This window comes from Mucilaginibacter sp., from assembly GCF_028288225.1.
GTDB lineage: Bacteria > Bacteroidota > Bacteroidia > Sphingobacteriales > Sphingobacteriaceae > Mucilaginibacter.
The window spans coordinates 1-15,357 of record NZ_JAQBOC010000004.1 but is presented as its reverse complement, the minus strand read 5'-3'; the positions used below and the strand labels follow the sequence as shown (position 1 = coordinate 15,357).

The window sequence follows — 15,357 nt, the reverse complement described above, 5'->3', positions numbered from 1 at the left end:
TTATTTAAATTTTTCAGGATTGTTGATCATGTAAATTAGTAAACGGGTTACTTCTTCACTTTGATTATTTAATTCCTGGTATTTTTCATTTGTAATATAGTTGCATTCAAGCGAAGCATCAAGCCAGGCCTGTGTTTCGCCATTTTCCATATTTGCATCCGTAAGTTTACTTACAAAATGATTAGGATATCTTCTTTTTTTATACGCTTCGGTAATAGATGCAAAAACAGATCTTGATGAGCGCCTGATCTGATCAACCAGGCTATAAGTTTCTTCTTTAGGAAAACTTTTTGTAATCGAAAAAATCTCCATCGAAAGCGCAAATGATTTTTTATACGCAATTAAATCTCTGAACGAACTCAATGTTTAAAGTATTTAGGTCAAAACCGAAATTCGTTAAAATAGATGAATTAATAAAATGAATTTATTTTTTGACCCAGTACTTCAGACTCAAGATTTCAGACTTCAGACTCAAGACTTCAGACTCAAGATTCAACCCCATTCAGCTCATCCCAATATTCCACGGCTCTTCTATAATGCGGAATAACTATCGACCCGCCAACCAAATTAGCGATCATAAATACCTCGTTCATTTCATCATGATTAACACCTGCTTCATGACATTTACCTAAATGATATTTTATACAATCATCGCAGCGCAAAACCATGGAGGCTACAAGGCCAAGCAATTCTTTTGTTTTTACATCCAGCGCACCATCTGCATAAGTAGTGGTATCTAAAGCAAAAAACCGTTTGATATTGGTATTTGACGACTCCATTATCCTGGCGTTCATTTTTGTACGATAGCCTTCAAAATCTTCTATGAGCTTTCCCATTTATTTGTGAATTAGCGAGTTAGTGAATTAATGATTTTTGTATTTATTCAACACATTCCGCAATCGGCATTCCGACTTCCGAAATCAAAACTAAATATTTATTTTTAACTCCTTAATTCAAAACCCTATGGAAAGTCTCTCGCCTAATATTTTTGTTAACAGTATGGATGAAACCATTGCCTTTTATAAGTCCATAGGATTTCAGCTGGTAGTTACCGTTCCGGAAAGCGGTCCCGATTTGATCTGGGCCATGATGATGAACGGCAATGTTACCTTTATGTTTCAAACCTTTACCAGCCTGGGCGAGGAACTGCCCCAAATTAGCAGGCAAAATGGTGCATCGCAGCTGCTTTACATCAAGCTAAAGAAAATAAGAGAGTTTTTTGAGCTGATAAAAGGCAAGGTGGAAGTGCTTAAAGGCCTTGAAACTACTTTTTATGGGGCTACTGAGTTCTCTATCCTTGATAATAATAATTACGTGCTAACCTTTGCCGAAGACGAGTAATGATTGAGTTTATCCGCGCCGACCATATTAATATTTGCGTACCTCCCGAACGACTGGAAGAGGCGCGAAGGTTTTATGTTGATATTATCGGCCTAAAGCAAATTGAACGGCCCGACCACCTCTTTTCGACGCCGGGTTACTGGTTTAATATTGGCGATATACAGCTGCACATTGGCGTCGAGCCACAGAAGCCCAGGTCTGTAAGGCATATTGCCTTTGAAATAAAAAATGTTGATGCGGCGCTGAAACTTTTTAAAGAGCATCACGTGGAAATTGTACCGGAGCCTGTGATTCCGGGCCGCCAAAGGTTTGCATTTAATGACCCTTTTGGCAACAGGATGGAATTGCTGCAAATGGTTGCCTTGTAGGCGGTAAATATTCTGAAGCATCAAAACATGACAAATTCCACTTTGTCATCCTGAACGTTAAATTCCCAGGTAAATCTGAAGAAGAAATGACAAGTTTGGGATGTCATGGTGAGCTCAGTCGAACCATGCGGGCAAAGGCCTCTGCGCCATGCTTAGCACACGGACAGGCCTCTGCGCACGTCGTCCTTCGACAAGCTCAGGATGACACCCTGCGCTGTTCAATATACTTGTCATGGGTAACGTTGCGAAGGATCTTATCCAACTGATAAGTCGTCGCAATACTTGTCTTGCGTTCATGTCCGGCGTAGAAGATTTTTCGCTGAAGCTCAAGAAATAGTTCTTCACTACGTTAAGAATGACAAAGGCCCTTACAAAGCCAGCTCGATAGAAGGATCCCAGAATACGGTTTTAAAATCCTGCACCTGGTCGTCAATAACTTTTACACCTTCATTTTCCAATAATGTTTCCATAAGGTTACCGCCGAAATGAAATTTTGCGGTTAATAAACCCTGCCTGTTAACCACCCTGTGCGCCGGGACGGGCGGATTGGCACCGCCTGCCGCCTGCATGGCATAACCCACCATCCGCGATGAGCCTTTTGTGCCCAGGTAAGCAGCAATTGCACCATACGACGTTACCCTGCCTTTAGGGATCAGCCTGGCAACTTCATAAACGCTGTTGTAAAAATTTGGTTCGGCCATTGTGTTTCCCTTTAATATATTATAATTATATTTCTACCGACCTATTGAGACTGTCTCAAAAGTCAAATCTCAAAAAACAGACAAAATTTTTTTGGCGCAAATCAAATTCTCTGTTACTCTGTGCATACTTTGTGTCCTCTGTGGTAAAAAATTAACCACAGAGGGCGCTGAGAAGTCACGGAGAGCACGGAGGACCAAATGTTATTTTATTTAGAAATTTACAAAAACGTTATTAACCTAAAATGAAAACTTAAGGTAATTAATGTTCTTATTATCCTTTAAATATTTTTTCTCGTAATATGTTTTGATGTTCAGCACTTCATCAGCAAATTCAGAATGATAAACATCTTCAGTTCTGGCATGCAGGGTTAAATTGGTTTCGGCAATTTTCTCGACGGTGTAGGCGTGCAGTCCGTCGTTATCAGTTTTAAGGTTTACAAAGCCGCCCGGTTTTACGATCACCTTATACATATTCAAAAACCGGGATGATGTTAACCGCTTCTTTTCCCTGCTCAGCTGCGGCTGCGGATCCGGGAAAGTGATCCAGATCTCGTCTACCTCGCCGGGGGAAAAATATTCTACCAGGGTTTCTATCTGGATGCGTAAAAAGGCGACATTGTTTACACCCTCTTCCAGTGCCGTTTTAGCACCACGCCAAATTCTGTTCCCTTTATAATCAATGCCGATAAAGTTTTTATCCGGGAACAAGGTTGCCAGGTTAACTGTGTATTCGCCTTTACCGCAGGCCAGCTCGAGCACTACCGGGTTGTTGTTTTTAAAAAAGCCGGTGTTCCACAGCCCTTTAAAAGGCTTGCCGGCATCTAACTGTAAAACGTTGCTGAAGGTATCTATCTCAGCAAAACGCCTTAATTTATCTTTTCCCACTTAAAATATTTAAAACACAAAAATAGGGTTTTAAGGGATTTAATTTGGGGTGATTTGAATTGGGGGGATGTTAGTGTAAAGATCCCGGCGTTAAAGCCTCATCGTGGTGGAGAAGGCCTTTGTTTGCTGAACAGGCATAACAGTAAAGCCATCCCCCTTTACCTCATCACTGAAAGCACTTGCGAAACCGGTAAATAGGGCGCTAAAAGCTTTTTCATAAAATTGCTAAAGAAAATCATCGTTTTTTTTTAAAGCGTTAATAACTTCATCGGTGTTTAAAACTGTGGCAAATTCATTGTTTATCTGTGCCAATGCGGTTAAATGGATGGTTTCTGCATCGTAGTGTTCGCCATTGATGCCTGTTTTTGCAAAAGCAGCGGTTGCGTCGGCTACTACAAACGTATTGTAACCAAAATTACCGGCCATCCTTGCTGTGGTTGATACGCAATGTTCGGATGTAAGGCCCACTATAACTATCGTATCAATTTTGGCGGCATCCAGTCGCTGTTGCAGATCTGTGCCGATAAAAGAACTGTTCACTGATTTTTTTATCACCGGCTCCCCCGGTAAAGGCTTCACAATTTCTTTGTGTGCATTGCCGGGGTTACTTTCTGCCAGCAAGGAGTTTGGATTAGTTGAGCAATGCTGAATATGAAATAGCGGCAGCTTGTTTGCCCGCCAGCAATCAAGCAATTTACGGGCATTTACTTCTGCATCCGGGTTGTTGCGTTCGCCGCCCCAGTAGGGGATGTTATCAAAACCCTGCTGTATATCAACTAATATCAGCGCCGGGGTGGTATTCTTTAATGTTTTCATACCTCAAAATTGCAGCTTTACAGAGGCTGAAATTTTGCTGTGAGGCTTTATTTGTTTGTTTTCATATCACCAGCTCGCTTCTTGCACTTTTAGGCGACGCACCAAACTTCTGCTTATACACCTTTGAAAAATGAGATATGTTCTCAAACCCGCTGGTATAAGCTATTGTTGATACCGGATCACACGAGGTTTTTAACTGATACTCGGCATATTCAAGCCTGCGGTTTATTTGCCATTTTACAGGTGTAGTATTAAAACGTTCAGTAAACTCCTTTTTAAAAGCACTTACACTTCGCCCTGTAAGTTTAGCCATATTCGGCAAGGAAAGCTGACGGTTAAAGTTAGCTTCCATAAAGTATGCCAGGTCAACTTTCTTTTCACCAACCAGGTATTTCAGAAATGAAACAAAAGTTTTTGAGCTGTCGTTTGACAAAATTTGCAATAGTACCTGGTGAGCGGTAAATTTCACAATGCACCTGGAATACTCCCGGGGGTGTAAAATATTTTGAATAACCTGCGTTATGTTAGCATTTATAAACGCAGATGTTTTAAAGGTAAACGGCGGCAGGTCGGCACTGAATTTTTCCTGCTTAAATTCCGGAACATGGTTTTCCAAAAAGTAGTCAACAAATTCGTTTTCCATAAAAATGAGCAGGCTGGTATAATCATCCGATGGAAATAGCTGGTAATTACCACGTCGTCTAAATTGGATCTCTCCTGCAGTGAGGTGTTGTACACAACTACCATACCTAACATCAATCGCTCCTGTTAAAACAACCTCAAGGCAATGTGCAGTTTGAAGCGTGTCATCGCATCTGAATGGCCGTTTTTTGTCAATAAGAACGCCATACATATCAGCAAGCCGTAATTTGATATGTGCATGGTGCTCAAGCAGGTCTTTAGGAATTTGTATCATCTTAACAACATTTAACTTCTACTAATTTACATTTTGTAATTCGCTCTTTTCAATTTTTGGTTAATTGTAACAAATCCATGATAAAAACCGGCTCTGCGTCGTCTGTCGCTAATGTTTAATATATTAGGGACTGTATTAACTGACAAAACTATTCAAATGAAAAAACTCTTACTTTTTTGTTGCGCCATGCTATTTGCCCTGCTAACGCGGGCACAGCAAACATTCCCGGTAAATGGCGCCTGGGATGTGCGACCAGGCCAGTACGCCTTCATCAATGCCACCATTGTTGTAAATGCCGATCAAACAATTCCCAATGGTATTTTACTGGTTAAAGACCGGCAGATCGAAGCTGTCGGCGCCGATGTTAAGATCCCGAAAGGTTATGTAACCGTTGATCTGAAAGGGAAATATATTTATCCTGGCCTGGTTGACGCCTATACAACCTACGGCATCCCCGAAGCACCAAGACAGGCGTTTGCTCCGGGTAGCGGTTTTGGCCGTGTTGCTGTACCCGTATCAACAAAACCGGGCGCCTACGGATGGAATGAATCAATAAAGCCCGAGATGAACGTAAAGGCGGTGTTCCATGCCGATGCCTCAAAAGCCGAAGATTTTAAAAAGAACGGCTTTGGCACTGTGCAGTCATTAATTCATGATGGTATTGCCCGTGGTACCTCGGCAGTGGTTTCTTTGGGCGATGAACGCGATAATTTTGTAATACTGAACAGCGAGGCTGCTGCTAATTACTCATTTAGCAAAGGCACCGCGGCAACAAATTACCCGTCGTCATTAATGGGTGCTATTGCTTTGCTGCGTCAAACCTATTATGATGCCCAGTGGTACAAAAATCAGAAAGAAGAATTTAACATCTCGCTTGATGAGTTTAACCGCACCCAATCGCTCCCGCAGATTTTTGAAGTGTCTGATCCGCTGAGTGTTTTGCGTGCCAATAAAATAGGCAAGGAGTTTGGCAAGCAATATATTTTTAAAACCGACGGACAGGAGTATCGCCGCATTGACGCCATGAAAGCTACAGGCGGCAGCTTTATTATCCCGCTTACCTTCCCCGAGGCATTTGATGTGGAAGATCCGCTTGATGCCCGCAATGTAAGCTATACCCAAATGAAAGACTGGGAGCTGGCGCCCACCAACCCCGCCGTTATGGAAAAAGCAGGAATTAAGTTTGCCATTACCTCATACGGCTTAACAAATGCCCGCGACTTCTGGACAAACCTGCGTACCGCAATTGATAATGGTTTGAGCGAAAAACAAGCATTAAACTCCCTGACGTCTATCCCTGCCGAAATGCTTGGCGTGGGTGATAAGGCAGGCACACTTGCCAAAGGTAAAATGGCCAACTTTATTATCACATCGGATGACCTGTTTAAAAAGGAGAATATAATTTACGAGAACTGGATAGAGGGTCGCCCATATGTGGTTAGCCGCATGGATGTAACCGATCTGCGGGGCAACTATAACTTTTCCAGCGATGCTTTGCCGGGGGTTATACTTAAAATTAGCGGCAAACCGGGCGCATATGATGTAAACCTTGAACGCACCGGGGCCGACAGCACCCGCACCAAGGGAACCATTACCCGCACCGGCGATATGGTAAGCATCTATTTCGACCTTAAAAATAAACCAACCGGCAACGTAAGGCTAAATGGTTACATCACCAAAACATCGCCCTTAACATTTAATGGCAGCGGCATCCTTCCTGATGGATCAGAAATGAAATGGAGCGCAACTTATACCAGCCCTGCACCGCCGGAAAAAACAAAACCCGAGCCTGCCAAGCAGCCTATTAATGATGGTCCGGTTATTTATCCGTTTACAGCCTACGGCAATACCGAACTGCCAAAAGCCGAAAGCGTATTATTTAAAAACGCTACCGTTTGGACAAGCGACAAAGCCGGCATCCTGCAAAATACCGATGTGCTGATAGAGAACGGTAAGATAAAAGCTGTAGGCAAGGGCATAGCTGCCGGCAACGCTAAAGTTATTGATGCCACAGGCAAGCACCTTTCACCTGGTATTGTTGATGAGCACTCGCACATTGCGGGCAGTGGCAGCATAAACGAAGGCACCCAGGCAGTAAGCGCCGAGGTAAGGATAGCCGACGTTTTAAATTCAGAAGATATAAACATTTACCGCCAGTTAGCAGGCGGAGTTACTACATCGCATATTCTGCATGGTTCGGCTAACCCGATTGGCGGCCAAACACAGCTGATAAAACACCGTTGGGGAGTATTGCCTGATGACATGAAAGTTGAAGATGCTGATGGCTTTATAAAATTTGCCCTTGGCGAAAATGTTAAGGGAAGCAATAACGGCGCAGTGATAGGCGCTGCCCGTTTCCCGCAAACCCGCATGGGCGTTGAGGAGGTTTATATTGATGAATTTACCCGTGCTAAAGAATACAAGGCTGCACGTGCCCTAAAAGGTAATAATGTACGCCGCGATATTGAGCTGGATGCTATTGTTGAGATAATGGATGGCAAACGCTTTATCACCTGTCACTCCTATGTACAATCAGAAATAAATATGCTGATGCATGTTGCCGATTCAATGGGCTTTAAAATAAACACCTTTACCCACATTTTGGAAGGCTATAAAATGGCTGATAAAATGAAAGCGCACAATATTGCGGGTTCAACCTTCAGTGATTGGTGGGCATACAAAAACGAGGTTGCCGAAGCTATACCATACAATGGTGCGCTGATGCACGATGTTGGGGTGTTAACAGCCTTTAACTCGGACGATGAAGAGATGGCGCGCCGCCTTAACCAGGAAGCCGGTAAATCTGTTGCTTATGGCAAAATGAGCGAGGAAGAAGCTTTAAAGCTGGTTACTATTAACCCTGCAACTATGCTGCATGTTGATAAGCACATTGGCAGTATAAAAGTTGGTAAGGATGCTGATTTGGTATTATGGTCTGCTGACCCGCTTTCTATTTACGCAGTTGCTGAAAAAACTTATGTTGATGGAATTCCCTACTGGGATATTGACAAGGATGCAGCCAACCAAAAAACAATGAGGGCCGATGAAGCGAGGATCATCCAAAAAATGATTGCTGCAAAAAACAAGGGCGCAGTTACGCAAAGGCCAGAAGGTCGCCGTCCGCGAAACAATGAATCTGATGAAGACGATGAGTTTGTATCAGGCGATAACGGTGTTGGACAAAGCAATTCAAACGGTAAATAATTAACAGATGTGCGGATATGCTGATAAGAAAATGTGCGGATGCTATATCTGGTTAACTAATTAAAGAGGTATAAAATGAACAAGATATTTTTAATTTTTGGAGGATTATTGCTTAGCACTATCCTTACATACGGACAGGCAACTATTTTGCCTGCCAAAGCACAATCAAAACCCATTATTATAAAGGGCGGTACCATTCATGTGGGCAACGGCCAGGTAATAACCAATGGCTATGTAGCTTTTGATAAAGGTAAAATAACCGCCTTAGGAGAAGGCACGGCGGCTAATGCAGCAGGGGCCGATGTTATTGATGCCACAGGCAAACAGGTATACCCCGGCTTTATTTGTCCTATTACAACCCTTGGATTGGTTGAGATTGAAGAAGGAGCCCGCGGAACGGTTGACGATGAAGAAACCGGCGACCTGAACCCCAACGTGCGCTCAATTGTAGCTTTCAACACAGATTCAAAGGTGATCCCGACTGTGCGCTCAAACGGTATTTTACTGGCACAGCCTACGCCAAACGGGGGTACTATTTCGGGACAATCATCAGTAGTGCAGCTTGATGCCTGGAACTGGCAGGATGCGGCTTATAAAACTGATATTGGGATCCATTTAACATGGCCGGTGGCCAGGGTGCAGGCTCGCAGAAGAGGCGTTCCAACGCCGGGCGTTCCGCAGGAATCTCCGGCAGAGCGGGCACAAAAAGCCATTACTGCTATTGAAAATCTATTTAACGAAGCCAAAGCATATGCTGAAATTGCAAAACCAGGGGTAACCAATATCCGCCTGGAGGCAATGAAGGGCCTTTTTAATGGCACCAAAAAACTATTTGTAAATGCCGAAGGAGCCAAAGAAATTGTACAGGCAGTAAACTTTGGTAAAAAGATGGGCATGCAGGTAGTAATTGTAGGTGGCAATGAGTCGTACCTGGTTACCGACGTACTGAAAGACAACAACGTACCTGTAATATTAAAGGAAACACAGCGGGTGCCTGATAAAGAAGAGGACGATGTTTACCTGCCATACAAGCTGCCTAAAATGCTGCAGGATGCAGGTGTATTATACGGCTTAACCGGCATAGGTTTCTGGCGCCAGCGCAACCTGCCATTTGAAGCAGGCGAGGCTGTAGGTTACGGCTTAACCAAAGAGCAGGCTATTTCAATGATCACCCTAAACAATGCAAAAATCTTAGGCATTGATAAAACCACCGGAACATTGGAAGTTGGAAAAGATGCCAACCTGTTTATCTCCAAAGGCGATGCACTGGATATGATCAGCATTGATGTTGATAACGCATTTATACAAGGCCGGAATATCAACCTTGATAACCTGCACAAACAATTGTACCGGAAATTTGCTGAAAAATATGGCGTAAAGGCTAATTTGTAAGCATTAGCTTTCTGCATTCAAATAGCGATGGGTTGAAAAGCTCATCGCTATTTTTTTTCGTTTCCGCAGGGTCTTGCATAGCGGACCTTGCGTTGTATCAGGCTTCTTTGGAGGAATACCGCAGCGGATTCATTCAGGCTTATCCATTGCAATAAGTTTCAACTTACCAGAAACATCGCGCAGGGTCGTCTATGACAGACCCTGCGTGGACAAAAAATTATAAATTGTTTTCTGCTGCTTTTTTGGCTTTCCTTTTTTCAGCCATAGGGAAAGTAACATGCTTAAATAACTCCCAATCGATATACTTGTGCTTGCCGATAGTAACTGTGAGTATATCTCCCTTTGCAATCTTAGCATATACCGCTGTATTCGCCACATCCCTTCTTTCAGCAAATTCATATGCCGAGACCAGTTCAGGCATTTTATCGCTATTGGTTTTTTTAGTCATCGTTATGTTATAGTTGTAATTATAATGTTTTAAAATTATTAAATTAAAACAATTATTAAGGGAAGTAAAAATTTATTCCACTACCCTAATTATATGCCAAAATCATATTTTTTTTAAAAATAAAAAAATATCAAAGTATCGCTTCCGTTTCCGCAAGGTCTCGTATAGCGGCCCCTGCGTTGTATTAGGCTTTTTCGGAGGAATATCCCAGTGGATCCATCCGGGCTTATCCATTGCAATAAGTTTCAATTCACCACAAGCATCGAGCAGGGTCGTCTATGACAGACCCTGCGGGGACAAAAATTTCACCACAAGCATCGCACAGGGTGGTCTATGACAGACCCTGCGTGAACAAAAAGTATATAATACCGCTTTGCATGTTTCTAACTTTCGTCCTTTTTCCGTCTTTCAACCCATAATAAAATATGCTCCTTTATCTCCGGCCTGAATTCGTCCAGCTCAGCCGAGTCATACAAACCATCTAATAATTGATAAATTAAGAAATCAATATATTGCCTTCCGGATATTTTACCATATCGCAATCCAACCCATTTGTTGAACTCCCTTGCGTTACTATATAAAATATAAAAACAATCGCCGTTATGACCGCCCTCCTGTTTCCATTTTTGTAAAATGGCGTCCAATTCCAGCAATTCTCTTTTAAAATCTTCTGCAATGCCTTTGTCAATTAATTCCCGGGCGATTTTCCGTTCTTTTTTGGTTAATTCCATATCCATAGGTAATAATTAAAGGTGGACGTTATTTAGCTAAAACAAATTTAGAGAAGATAATATTGATAGCAAAAAGTTCGAAATTGCATCTTTTTTCAATCTCCGCGCCTCTGTGCCTTCTCCGCGCCCTCCGCGGTTAAATCACCCGCCTCAACAATATGCCAAAATCACCTTTCTCCAAAAAAATATCAAGGTGTCGCTTGTTTCGTACGAAATTATTCCTATGTTTGTATTATGATTTCAGAACAAGAAAAAAACAGCCGCAAATTTGATCCCACAAAATCAGAACTGGAGATCCTGCAGGTACTGTGGGAGCATGGCCCTTCAACCGTAAGGTTTGTGAACGACAGGCTGAATGAGCAGAAGGATGTTAACTATACATCAACCTTAAAACTGATGCAGATTATGGTTGAGAAAGAAATATTGAAACGGGATGAGAGCCAGATGAAGCATATATACATAGTGGTTGAGGAAGAACAAAAAACCAAAAACCACTTGCTGAATAAATTTGTCGATTCCATGTACAAAGGGTCGGCAGGCAGCCTGGTGATGCAGGTATTGGGCAACAACCAGGCATCCAAAGAAGATATAAAGGCAATAAAAGAGTTGCTGAACAAATTAGATAAAGAATAATAACCAGGTTTTAACTTAACCGATATGGAAACTTTAACAACAGGCAGCCTGCTAACCGATCAGCTAACAAAGGCTTTAGGCAATACGTTAATACATTCACTGTGGCAGGGCATTTTGCTTGCGCTTGCAGGTGGCTTGATCATAATTTTCACCAAAAAGTTAAGTGCTGCACTTAGGTATAACCTGCTAATTGGTGCGATGCTGCTGTTTTCCGTCGGCACGATATTTACATTTTTCTGGCAACTGCAATCGGCACAAACCAGTCACTTAGTTTACAAAGGCGGCAATACGGCCGTTAATTCGCAAGTTGAATTACAGGCCCCGGCAGTTCAGGCTAACTATATTAATAAACAAAACATTACCGATACACTTATTGGTTACTTAAATGCGCATTGCAATACCATCGTATTAATATGGTTTTTAATTATCTGCGCCAAAAGCATTAAGCTGGCGGTCGGCGGCTACGAAGTTTATCATCTAAAGCATACAAATACTTACGCTGTAAGTAAATATTGGGAAGGCAGGGTAGCGTATTTATCCAGACAGCTTAAAATAAGGCAGGCCATAAAGCTGGTGGAATCTGGCATTGCTAAGGTCCCGATGGTTATAGGGCATTTAAAACCTCTTATACTAATCCCGGTGGGCTTTATAAACGCATTAAGCGCCGATGAGGTTGAGGCTATATTAATTCATGAGCTGGCGCACATTCGCCGCAGGGATTACCTGGTAAACCTGGTGCAAAGCTTTATGGAGATCGTGTTCTTTTTTAACCCGGCAGTGTTGTGGATCTCGCAGCTTATTAAAGCTGAACGGGAAAACTGCTGCGATGATATAGCGCTTAAACAGGCAGGCAGCAAGGCAAATTATGTACAGGCGCTGTTAAGCTGCCAGGAGTACCAGCTGCTTACACCAGGCTTAAGCATGGCGCTAACCGGCAATAAAAGCAAGCTGCTAAACCGGGTAAAAAGGATAGTTAACAATCATAATCAATCATTAAATATCATGGAAAAAACATTGCTTACCATTTGTATGGTAACCGCCGGACTGTTCACAGTGGCATTTTCGGCAAAAGATCCGGTTAAAAAAACAACCGCAAACGTTAAGCAGACTAAACAACATACTGTTACTGTTGATCCCAAAGTTGCCTATTTTTTTAAAACCGACAATAATAATACCTATAAATTTAACAAAACGGATTCCAAAATAAGTGATCTGTCCATCAACGGCAAAAAAATACCGGATAACCAGGTAGTTAAACATCGCCCGCAAATTGATGCGTTGTTAAAGGAAAATGCAAAAGTAAAAGAGCAACAGGTTACAGGTGATACAACATTAAACCTGAAAACTAAAATTTATAACCCGGCCGATTTTGACGATGGCACCACTATGCAGACTATAATATCGAAAAACGGAAAAACTCAAAAAGCATACTTATTTAAACGCGAGGGTGTTTTATACCAGTTTAATATGGATCATAATAAGGTTGAAACATTATATGTAAATGCTGTGCAGGCGCCCGTAAGTCAGTATCAGACAAAAATTAACCAATTGCTAAAAGAATATAAGGAAGTAGCCGCTGTAGCCCCAGCGCCACCTGTACCGCCAGTAGGCTTACAAGGAGTAAAAGCACCTGCAACGCCCGCGCCAAATGCAATAGTAATGGTTGCGCCAGCGGCACCGCCTCTGCCACCAGCAGGCTTGCAAGGAGTAAAGGCATCGGTGCCTGCAACGCGGGCCCCCAATTTAATAGCAATGGTTGCACCACCAGCACCGCCCATGCCACCGGCAGGCTTGCAGGGCGTAAAAGCACCGGTACTTGTAACACCCACCCCAAATGTAATAGCAATGGTTGCACCATCAGCGGCACTTACAGCAACTGTTTCTCCCGCACCAAAAATTGCGGCTATGGCAACACCTGTAGCTCCCGCAGCTCATGCTCCATTAACAAGAGTGAATGCACTGCCACTCATAGCGCCAATGGCGCCTTTACCTCCGGTTAAGCCTGATACATCATTTATTGAAGCTACCAATGAATTAATAAAGGCTGGTATTATCAAGGATAAGGACAACTTTGATATAAATATTTCTAATAATTCCCTTGAGGTTGATGGTGTAAAACAACCTGAAGCCGTTCATCAGAAGATCCTCAAAAAATTCGTGAAAAAGCCCGGGGATAAAGTGAACTGGCATTATAGCAATCATAATTAGAGCCCGGCGAAGGCTACCGTGTATGCGCAATTTTTTATAAAAGTATACGGCCGCCTGAAGGGGAATTTTATAATAGAATGATTTAGATTTACCAAGTTTAAAATTCGTGAATCTAAATCATTGGGTTTGCAGGGAATAAACTTTTAAACCCATTATCCCGACCATTATCAGCAGCATAAAAAATATTTCGATCCACGAGATGCGCTGATCTAAAAATACGAGTTCAGCAATTTTTATAAAAATCAGTGTGATTGCTGTCCAAACGGCAAATGCTGTGGCCGTTGGTATTTGCTTAATAGCTAACGAAAATAAGTAAATGTTTGCCAGGCCAAATAAAATATAACCTGCGAAAGGGATGAGTACCGGCAGTCCGCCCTGCCACTTGAAAAAGTTGATAAACTTCAACGTTTTAAGGTCGCTGAATTTCATGAACTTTAAACAGAAAGTCCAGGTTGTTTCGCAGCAGGCGGCTAATAATAAGTAGATCCAGGCCAATAGATTAAGTTTATTTATTGTATGACATTAAATTCCCACTCGTATTAGTATCCGATAATTCAGTTTGCAAGTCCTCATGCTGATGCATGTTGACAATGCTTGCTCTTTTATTTAGTCTCAAAAGCTTCTTTATTTTGAAGATAAAGGTTGGCCTTAACTCATAATAAAGCCTGAACCATTTATATTTCAGTAAGCTCTTCTCGTCAAATCGCTTCACCGAAAACGCATGCTGTAAAAAATAATCTTTGGGGTAGTCATAATATAAGCCCCAGTTTTCGGGCTGGTTACCCGGCTTATAACCGGGGTCATATGCGGTGCCAAAAATATAATCCCAAACGGCAAATTTGGTCGAGAAATTGGCATGAAAAACTTCCTGATAATTGGCATGGTGCCACAAATGCAGCTGGGGCGAATTGAAAATGTATTTGAGCCTGCCTAGCTTAACATTGATATTGGCATGGATAAACATCCCGAACATAGCATCAAGCAGCGCTTTTACAGGGATAACCGCAGGATCGGCGCCAAGTATAATTATCGGTGCAAACTCTATGGTTTGGTTAATGATGATCTCAATTGCGTGTGAGCGTGACCCTGCCAAAAAATCAACCTCTTTACCTGAATGATGAGCCTCATGCGTGCGCCACAATATTTTGCTGGAATGCTGTAAACGATGGAAGAGATAGATATACAGATCATGCGTTACCAGGAAAAACAAAACCTGTTCGGTTACAGTCCAGCTTCTAAAAAATTGAAGGCCCTGCCAGCTGATGTGGTGCTGAATTGGATAAATGATATAATCAAATATCACAATTTTGAGCACAAAGCTTTGGATAATGGTGTACCAAACCAAATCCACCCAAAAACCATCCCTGAAAAAGGGTAAGCCTTTTCTATATGGCGAGATCCGCTCCCATGCTATGATAAATATTATCCAGCAGATGAGGATGGTTGTGGTTGTTTGTAAAATTGTCATGTGCCGCCTAATTCATATCGATGGAGTAGCAAATGGTTTATTTTTCGCAGGCCTTCGACCTGCGCTGATGTATTTCGCCCTTTCAGGGCTTGGGCATTTGCCATAGAACGTTTAATTCTTTGGCCCTGTATTCTAGGATTAATACATTTCCAAATTTATTTTAAAAAAGCCGTTTTCTATGCCGCTCTTTTATAGTTTTCCACATACAATTCACTTCTTTTTACCAGGGAGAACATTCGTAGGATC

General features: G+C 42.2%; 16 protein-coding genes. 6 read left to right on the top strand and 10 right to left on the bottom strand.

From position 1 onward, the window contains the following. Together JWQ54_RS01310 and JWQ54_RS01305 are read right to left on the bottom strand one after the other, a co-directional pair. On the bottom strand, positions 1-363 hold the full coding sequence (locus tag JWQ54_RS01310; protein ID WP_299579082.1) for a four helix bundle protein: 363 nt from the start codon (positions 361-363) through the stop codon (positions 1-3). A 122-nt stretch (positions 364-485) separates the two neighbouring features. Beyond that, positions 486-836, bottom strand: coding sequence for a carboxymuconolactone decarboxylase family protein (locus JWQ54_RS01305; RefSeq protein ID WP_299579080.1), 351 nt, complete (start codon positions 834-836; stop codon positions 486-488). Positions 837-963: 127 nt separating this feature from the next. On the opposite strand from JWQ54_RS01305, the gene JWQ54_RS01300 reads away from it, so the two are divergent. Together JWQ54_RS01300 and JWQ54_RS01295 are read left to right on the top strand one after the other, a co-directional pair. Then, on the top strand, positions 964-1,341 hold the full coding sequence (locus tag JWQ54_RS01300) for a glyoxalase/bleomycin resistance/extradiol dioxygenase family protein (RefSeq protein WP_299579078.1): 378 nt from the start codon (positions 964-966) through the stop codon (positions 1,339-1,341). Continuing rightward, the gene (locus JWQ54_RS01295; RefSeq protein ID WP_299579076.1) at positions 1,341-1,709 is read left to right on the top strand and encodes a VOC family protein; all 369 of its coding nucleotides are present in this window, start codon (positions 1,341-1,343) and stop codon (positions 1,707-1,709) included. Before JWQ54_RS01300 ends, JWQ54_RS01295 begins: the two co-directional genes overlap by 1 nt. A 368-nt stretch (positions 1,710-2,077) precedes the next feature. Here the strand turns inward: JWQ54_RS01295 and JWQ54_RS01290 are convergent, their stop codons facing one another. The 4 genes from JWQ54_RS01290 to JWQ54_RS01275 form a co-directional block, all read right to left on the bottom strand. Then, a complete protein-coding gene (locus tag JWQ54_RS01290; protein WP_299579074.1) occupies positions 2,078-2,410 on the bottom strand; it encodes an MGMT family protein in 333 nt (110 codons plus the stop codon). A gap of 237 nt (positions 2,411-2,647) precedes the next feature. Then, positions 2,648-3,295, bottom strand: coding sequence for a tRNA (guanosine(46)-N7)-methyltransferase TrmB (trmB, locus tag JWQ54_RS01285; protein ID WP_299579072.1), 648 nt, complete (start codon positions 3,293-3,295; stop codon positions 2,648-2,650). A 225-nt stretch (positions 3,296-3,520) separates the two neighbouring features. Further along, positions 3,521-4,111: a cysteine hydrolase family protein gene (locus tag JWQ54_RS01280; protein ID WP_299579070.1), complete on the bottom strand. Its 591-nt coding sequence runs from the start codon at positions 4,109-4,111 to the stop codon at positions 3,521-3,523. A 61-nt stretch (positions 4,112-4,172) separates the two neighbouring features. After that, entirely contained in the window at positions 4,173-5,027 is an 855-nt protein-coding gene (locus JWQ54_RS01275; RefSeq protein ID WP_299579068.1) for a helix-turn-helix transcriptional regulator, read from the bottom strand. A 156-nt stretch (positions 5,028-5,183) separates the two neighbouring features. Between JWQ54_RS01275 and JWQ54_RS01270 the strand changes: the two genes are divergently transcribed. Together JWQ54_RS01270 and JWQ54_RS01265 are read left to right on the top strand one after the other, a co-directional pair. Beyond that, complete coding sequence (locus JWQ54_RS01270; protein WP_299579067.1) at positions 5,184-8,231, top strand: amidohydrolase family protein; 3,048 nt, start codon at positions 5,184-5,186, stop codon at positions 8,229-8,231. Between the two features lie 75 nt (positions 8,232-8,306). Next, the gene (locus JWQ54_RS01265) at positions 8,307-9,623 is read left to right on the top strand and encodes an amidohydrolase family protein (protein ID WP_299579065.1); all 1,317 of its coding nucleotides are present in this window, start codon (positions 8,307-8,309) and stop codon (positions 9,621-9,623) included. Between the two features lie 217 nt (positions 9,624-9,840). Here the strand turns inward: JWQ54_RS01265 and JWQ54_RS01260 are convergent, their stop codons facing one another. Further along, positions 9,841-10,071: a hypothetical protein gene (locus JWQ54_RS01260; protein WP_299579063.1), complete on the bottom strand. Its 231-nt coding sequence runs from the start codon at positions 10,069-10,071 to the stop codon at positions 9,841-9,843. Positions 10,072-10,454: 383 nt separating this feature from the next. Then, positions 10,455-10,802 carry a hypothetical protein gene (locus tag JWQ54_RS01255; RefSeq protein ID WP_299579061.1) on the bottom strand — a complete coding sequence of 116 codons (348 nt, stop codon included), beginning with the start codon at positions 10,800-10,802 and terminating at the stop codon, positions 10,455-10,457. Positions 10,803-11,036: 234 nt separating this feature from the next. Here JWQ54_RS01255 and JWQ54_RS01250 point away from each other — a divergent pair, with 234 nt between their 5' ends. Next, positions 11,037-11,435, top strand: coding sequence for a BlaI/MecI/CopY family transcriptional regulator (locus tag JWQ54_RS01250; protein ID WP_299579059.1), 399 nt, complete (start codon positions 11,037-11,039; stop codon positions 11,433-11,435). A 24-nt stretch (positions 11,436-11,459) separates the two neighbouring features. After that, the gene (locus tag JWQ54_RS01245; RefSeq protein ID WP_299579057.1) at positions 11,460-13,643 is read left to right on the top strand and encodes a M56 family metallopeptidase; all 2,184 of its coding nucleotides are present in this window, start codon (positions 11,460-11,462) and stop codon (positions 13,641-13,643) included. Positions 13,644-13,760: 117 nt separating this feature from the next. Here JWQ54_RS01245 and JWQ54_RS01240 read toward each other — a convergent pair whose 3' ends face one another. Both JWQ54_RS01240 and JWQ54_RS01235 read right to left on the bottom strand, forming a co-directional pair. Then, positions 13,761-14,138 (bottom strand): SMR family transporter, encoded by a 378-nt coding sequence (locus tag JWQ54_RS01240; protein ID WP_299579055.1) that lies wholly within the window; start codon positions 14,136-14,138, stop codon positions 13,761-13,763. 10 nt (positions 14,139-14,148) lie between these two features. Further along, entirely contained in the window at positions 14,149-15,111 is a 963-nt protein-coding gene (locus JWQ54_RS01235) for a sterol desaturase family protein (RefSeq protein ID WP_299579053.1), read from the bottom strand. Positions 15,112-15,357 lie beyond the last annotated feature (246 nt).

What these genes read in the sequence shown, in the direction of transcription:
- JWQ54_RS01305 (WP_299579080.1), bottom strand. Translation starts at nt 836, where the DNA reads ATGGGAAAGCTCATAGAAGATTTTGAAGGCTATCGTACAAAAATGAAC.
- JWQ54_RS01300 (WP_299579078.1), top strand. Translation starts at nt 964, where the DNA reads ATGGAAAGTCTCTCGCCTAATATTTTTGTTAACAGTATGGATGAAACC.
- JWQ54_RS01295 (WP_299579076.1), top strand. Translation starts at nt 1,341, where the DNA reads ATGATTGAGTTTATCCGCGCCGACCATATTAATATTTGCGTACCTCCC.
- JWQ54_RS01290 (WP_299579074.1), bottom strand. Translation starts at nt 2,410, where the DNA reads ATGGCCGAACCAAATTTTTACAACAGCGTTTATGAAGTTGCCAGGCTG.
- JWQ54_RS01280 (WP_299579070.1), bottom strand. Translation starts at nt 4,111, where the DNA reads ATGAAAACATTAAAGAATACCACCCCGGCGCTGATATTAGTTGATATA.
- JWQ54_RS01275 (WP_299579068.1), bottom strand. Translation starts at nt 5,027, where the DNA reads ATGATACAAATTCCTAAAGACCTGCTTGAGCACCATGCACATATCAAA.
- JWQ54_RS01270 (WP_299579067.1), top strand. Translation starts at nt 5,184, where the DNA reads ATGAAAAAACTCTTACTTTTTTGTTGCGCCATGCTATTTGCCCTGCTA.
- JWQ54_RS01265 (WP_299579065.1), top strand. Translation starts at nt 8,307, where the DNA reads ATGAACAAGATATTTTTAATTTTTGGAGGATTATTGCTTAGCACTATC.
- JWQ54_RS01260 (WP_299579063.1), bottom strand. Translation starts at nt 10,071, where the DNA reads ATGACTAAAAAAACCAATAGCGATAAAATGCCTGAACTGGTCTCGGCA.
- JWQ54_RS01255 (WP_299579061.1), bottom strand. Translation starts at nt 10,802, where the DNA reads ATGGAATTAACCAAAAAAGAACGGAAAATCGCCCGGGAATTAATTGAC.
- JWQ54_RS01250 (WP_299579059.1), top strand. Translation starts at nt 11,037, where the DNA reads ATGATTTCAGAACAAGAAAAAAACAGCCGCAAATTTGATCCCACAAAA.
- JWQ54_RS01245 (WP_299579057.1), top strand. Translation starts at nt 11,460, where the DNA reads ATGGAAACTTTAACAACAGGCAGCCTGCTAACCGATCAGCTAACAAAG.
- JWQ54_RS01235 (WP_299579053.1), bottom strand. Translation starts at nt 15,111, where the DNA reads ATGACAATTTTACAAACAACCACAACCATCCTCATCTGCTGGATAATA.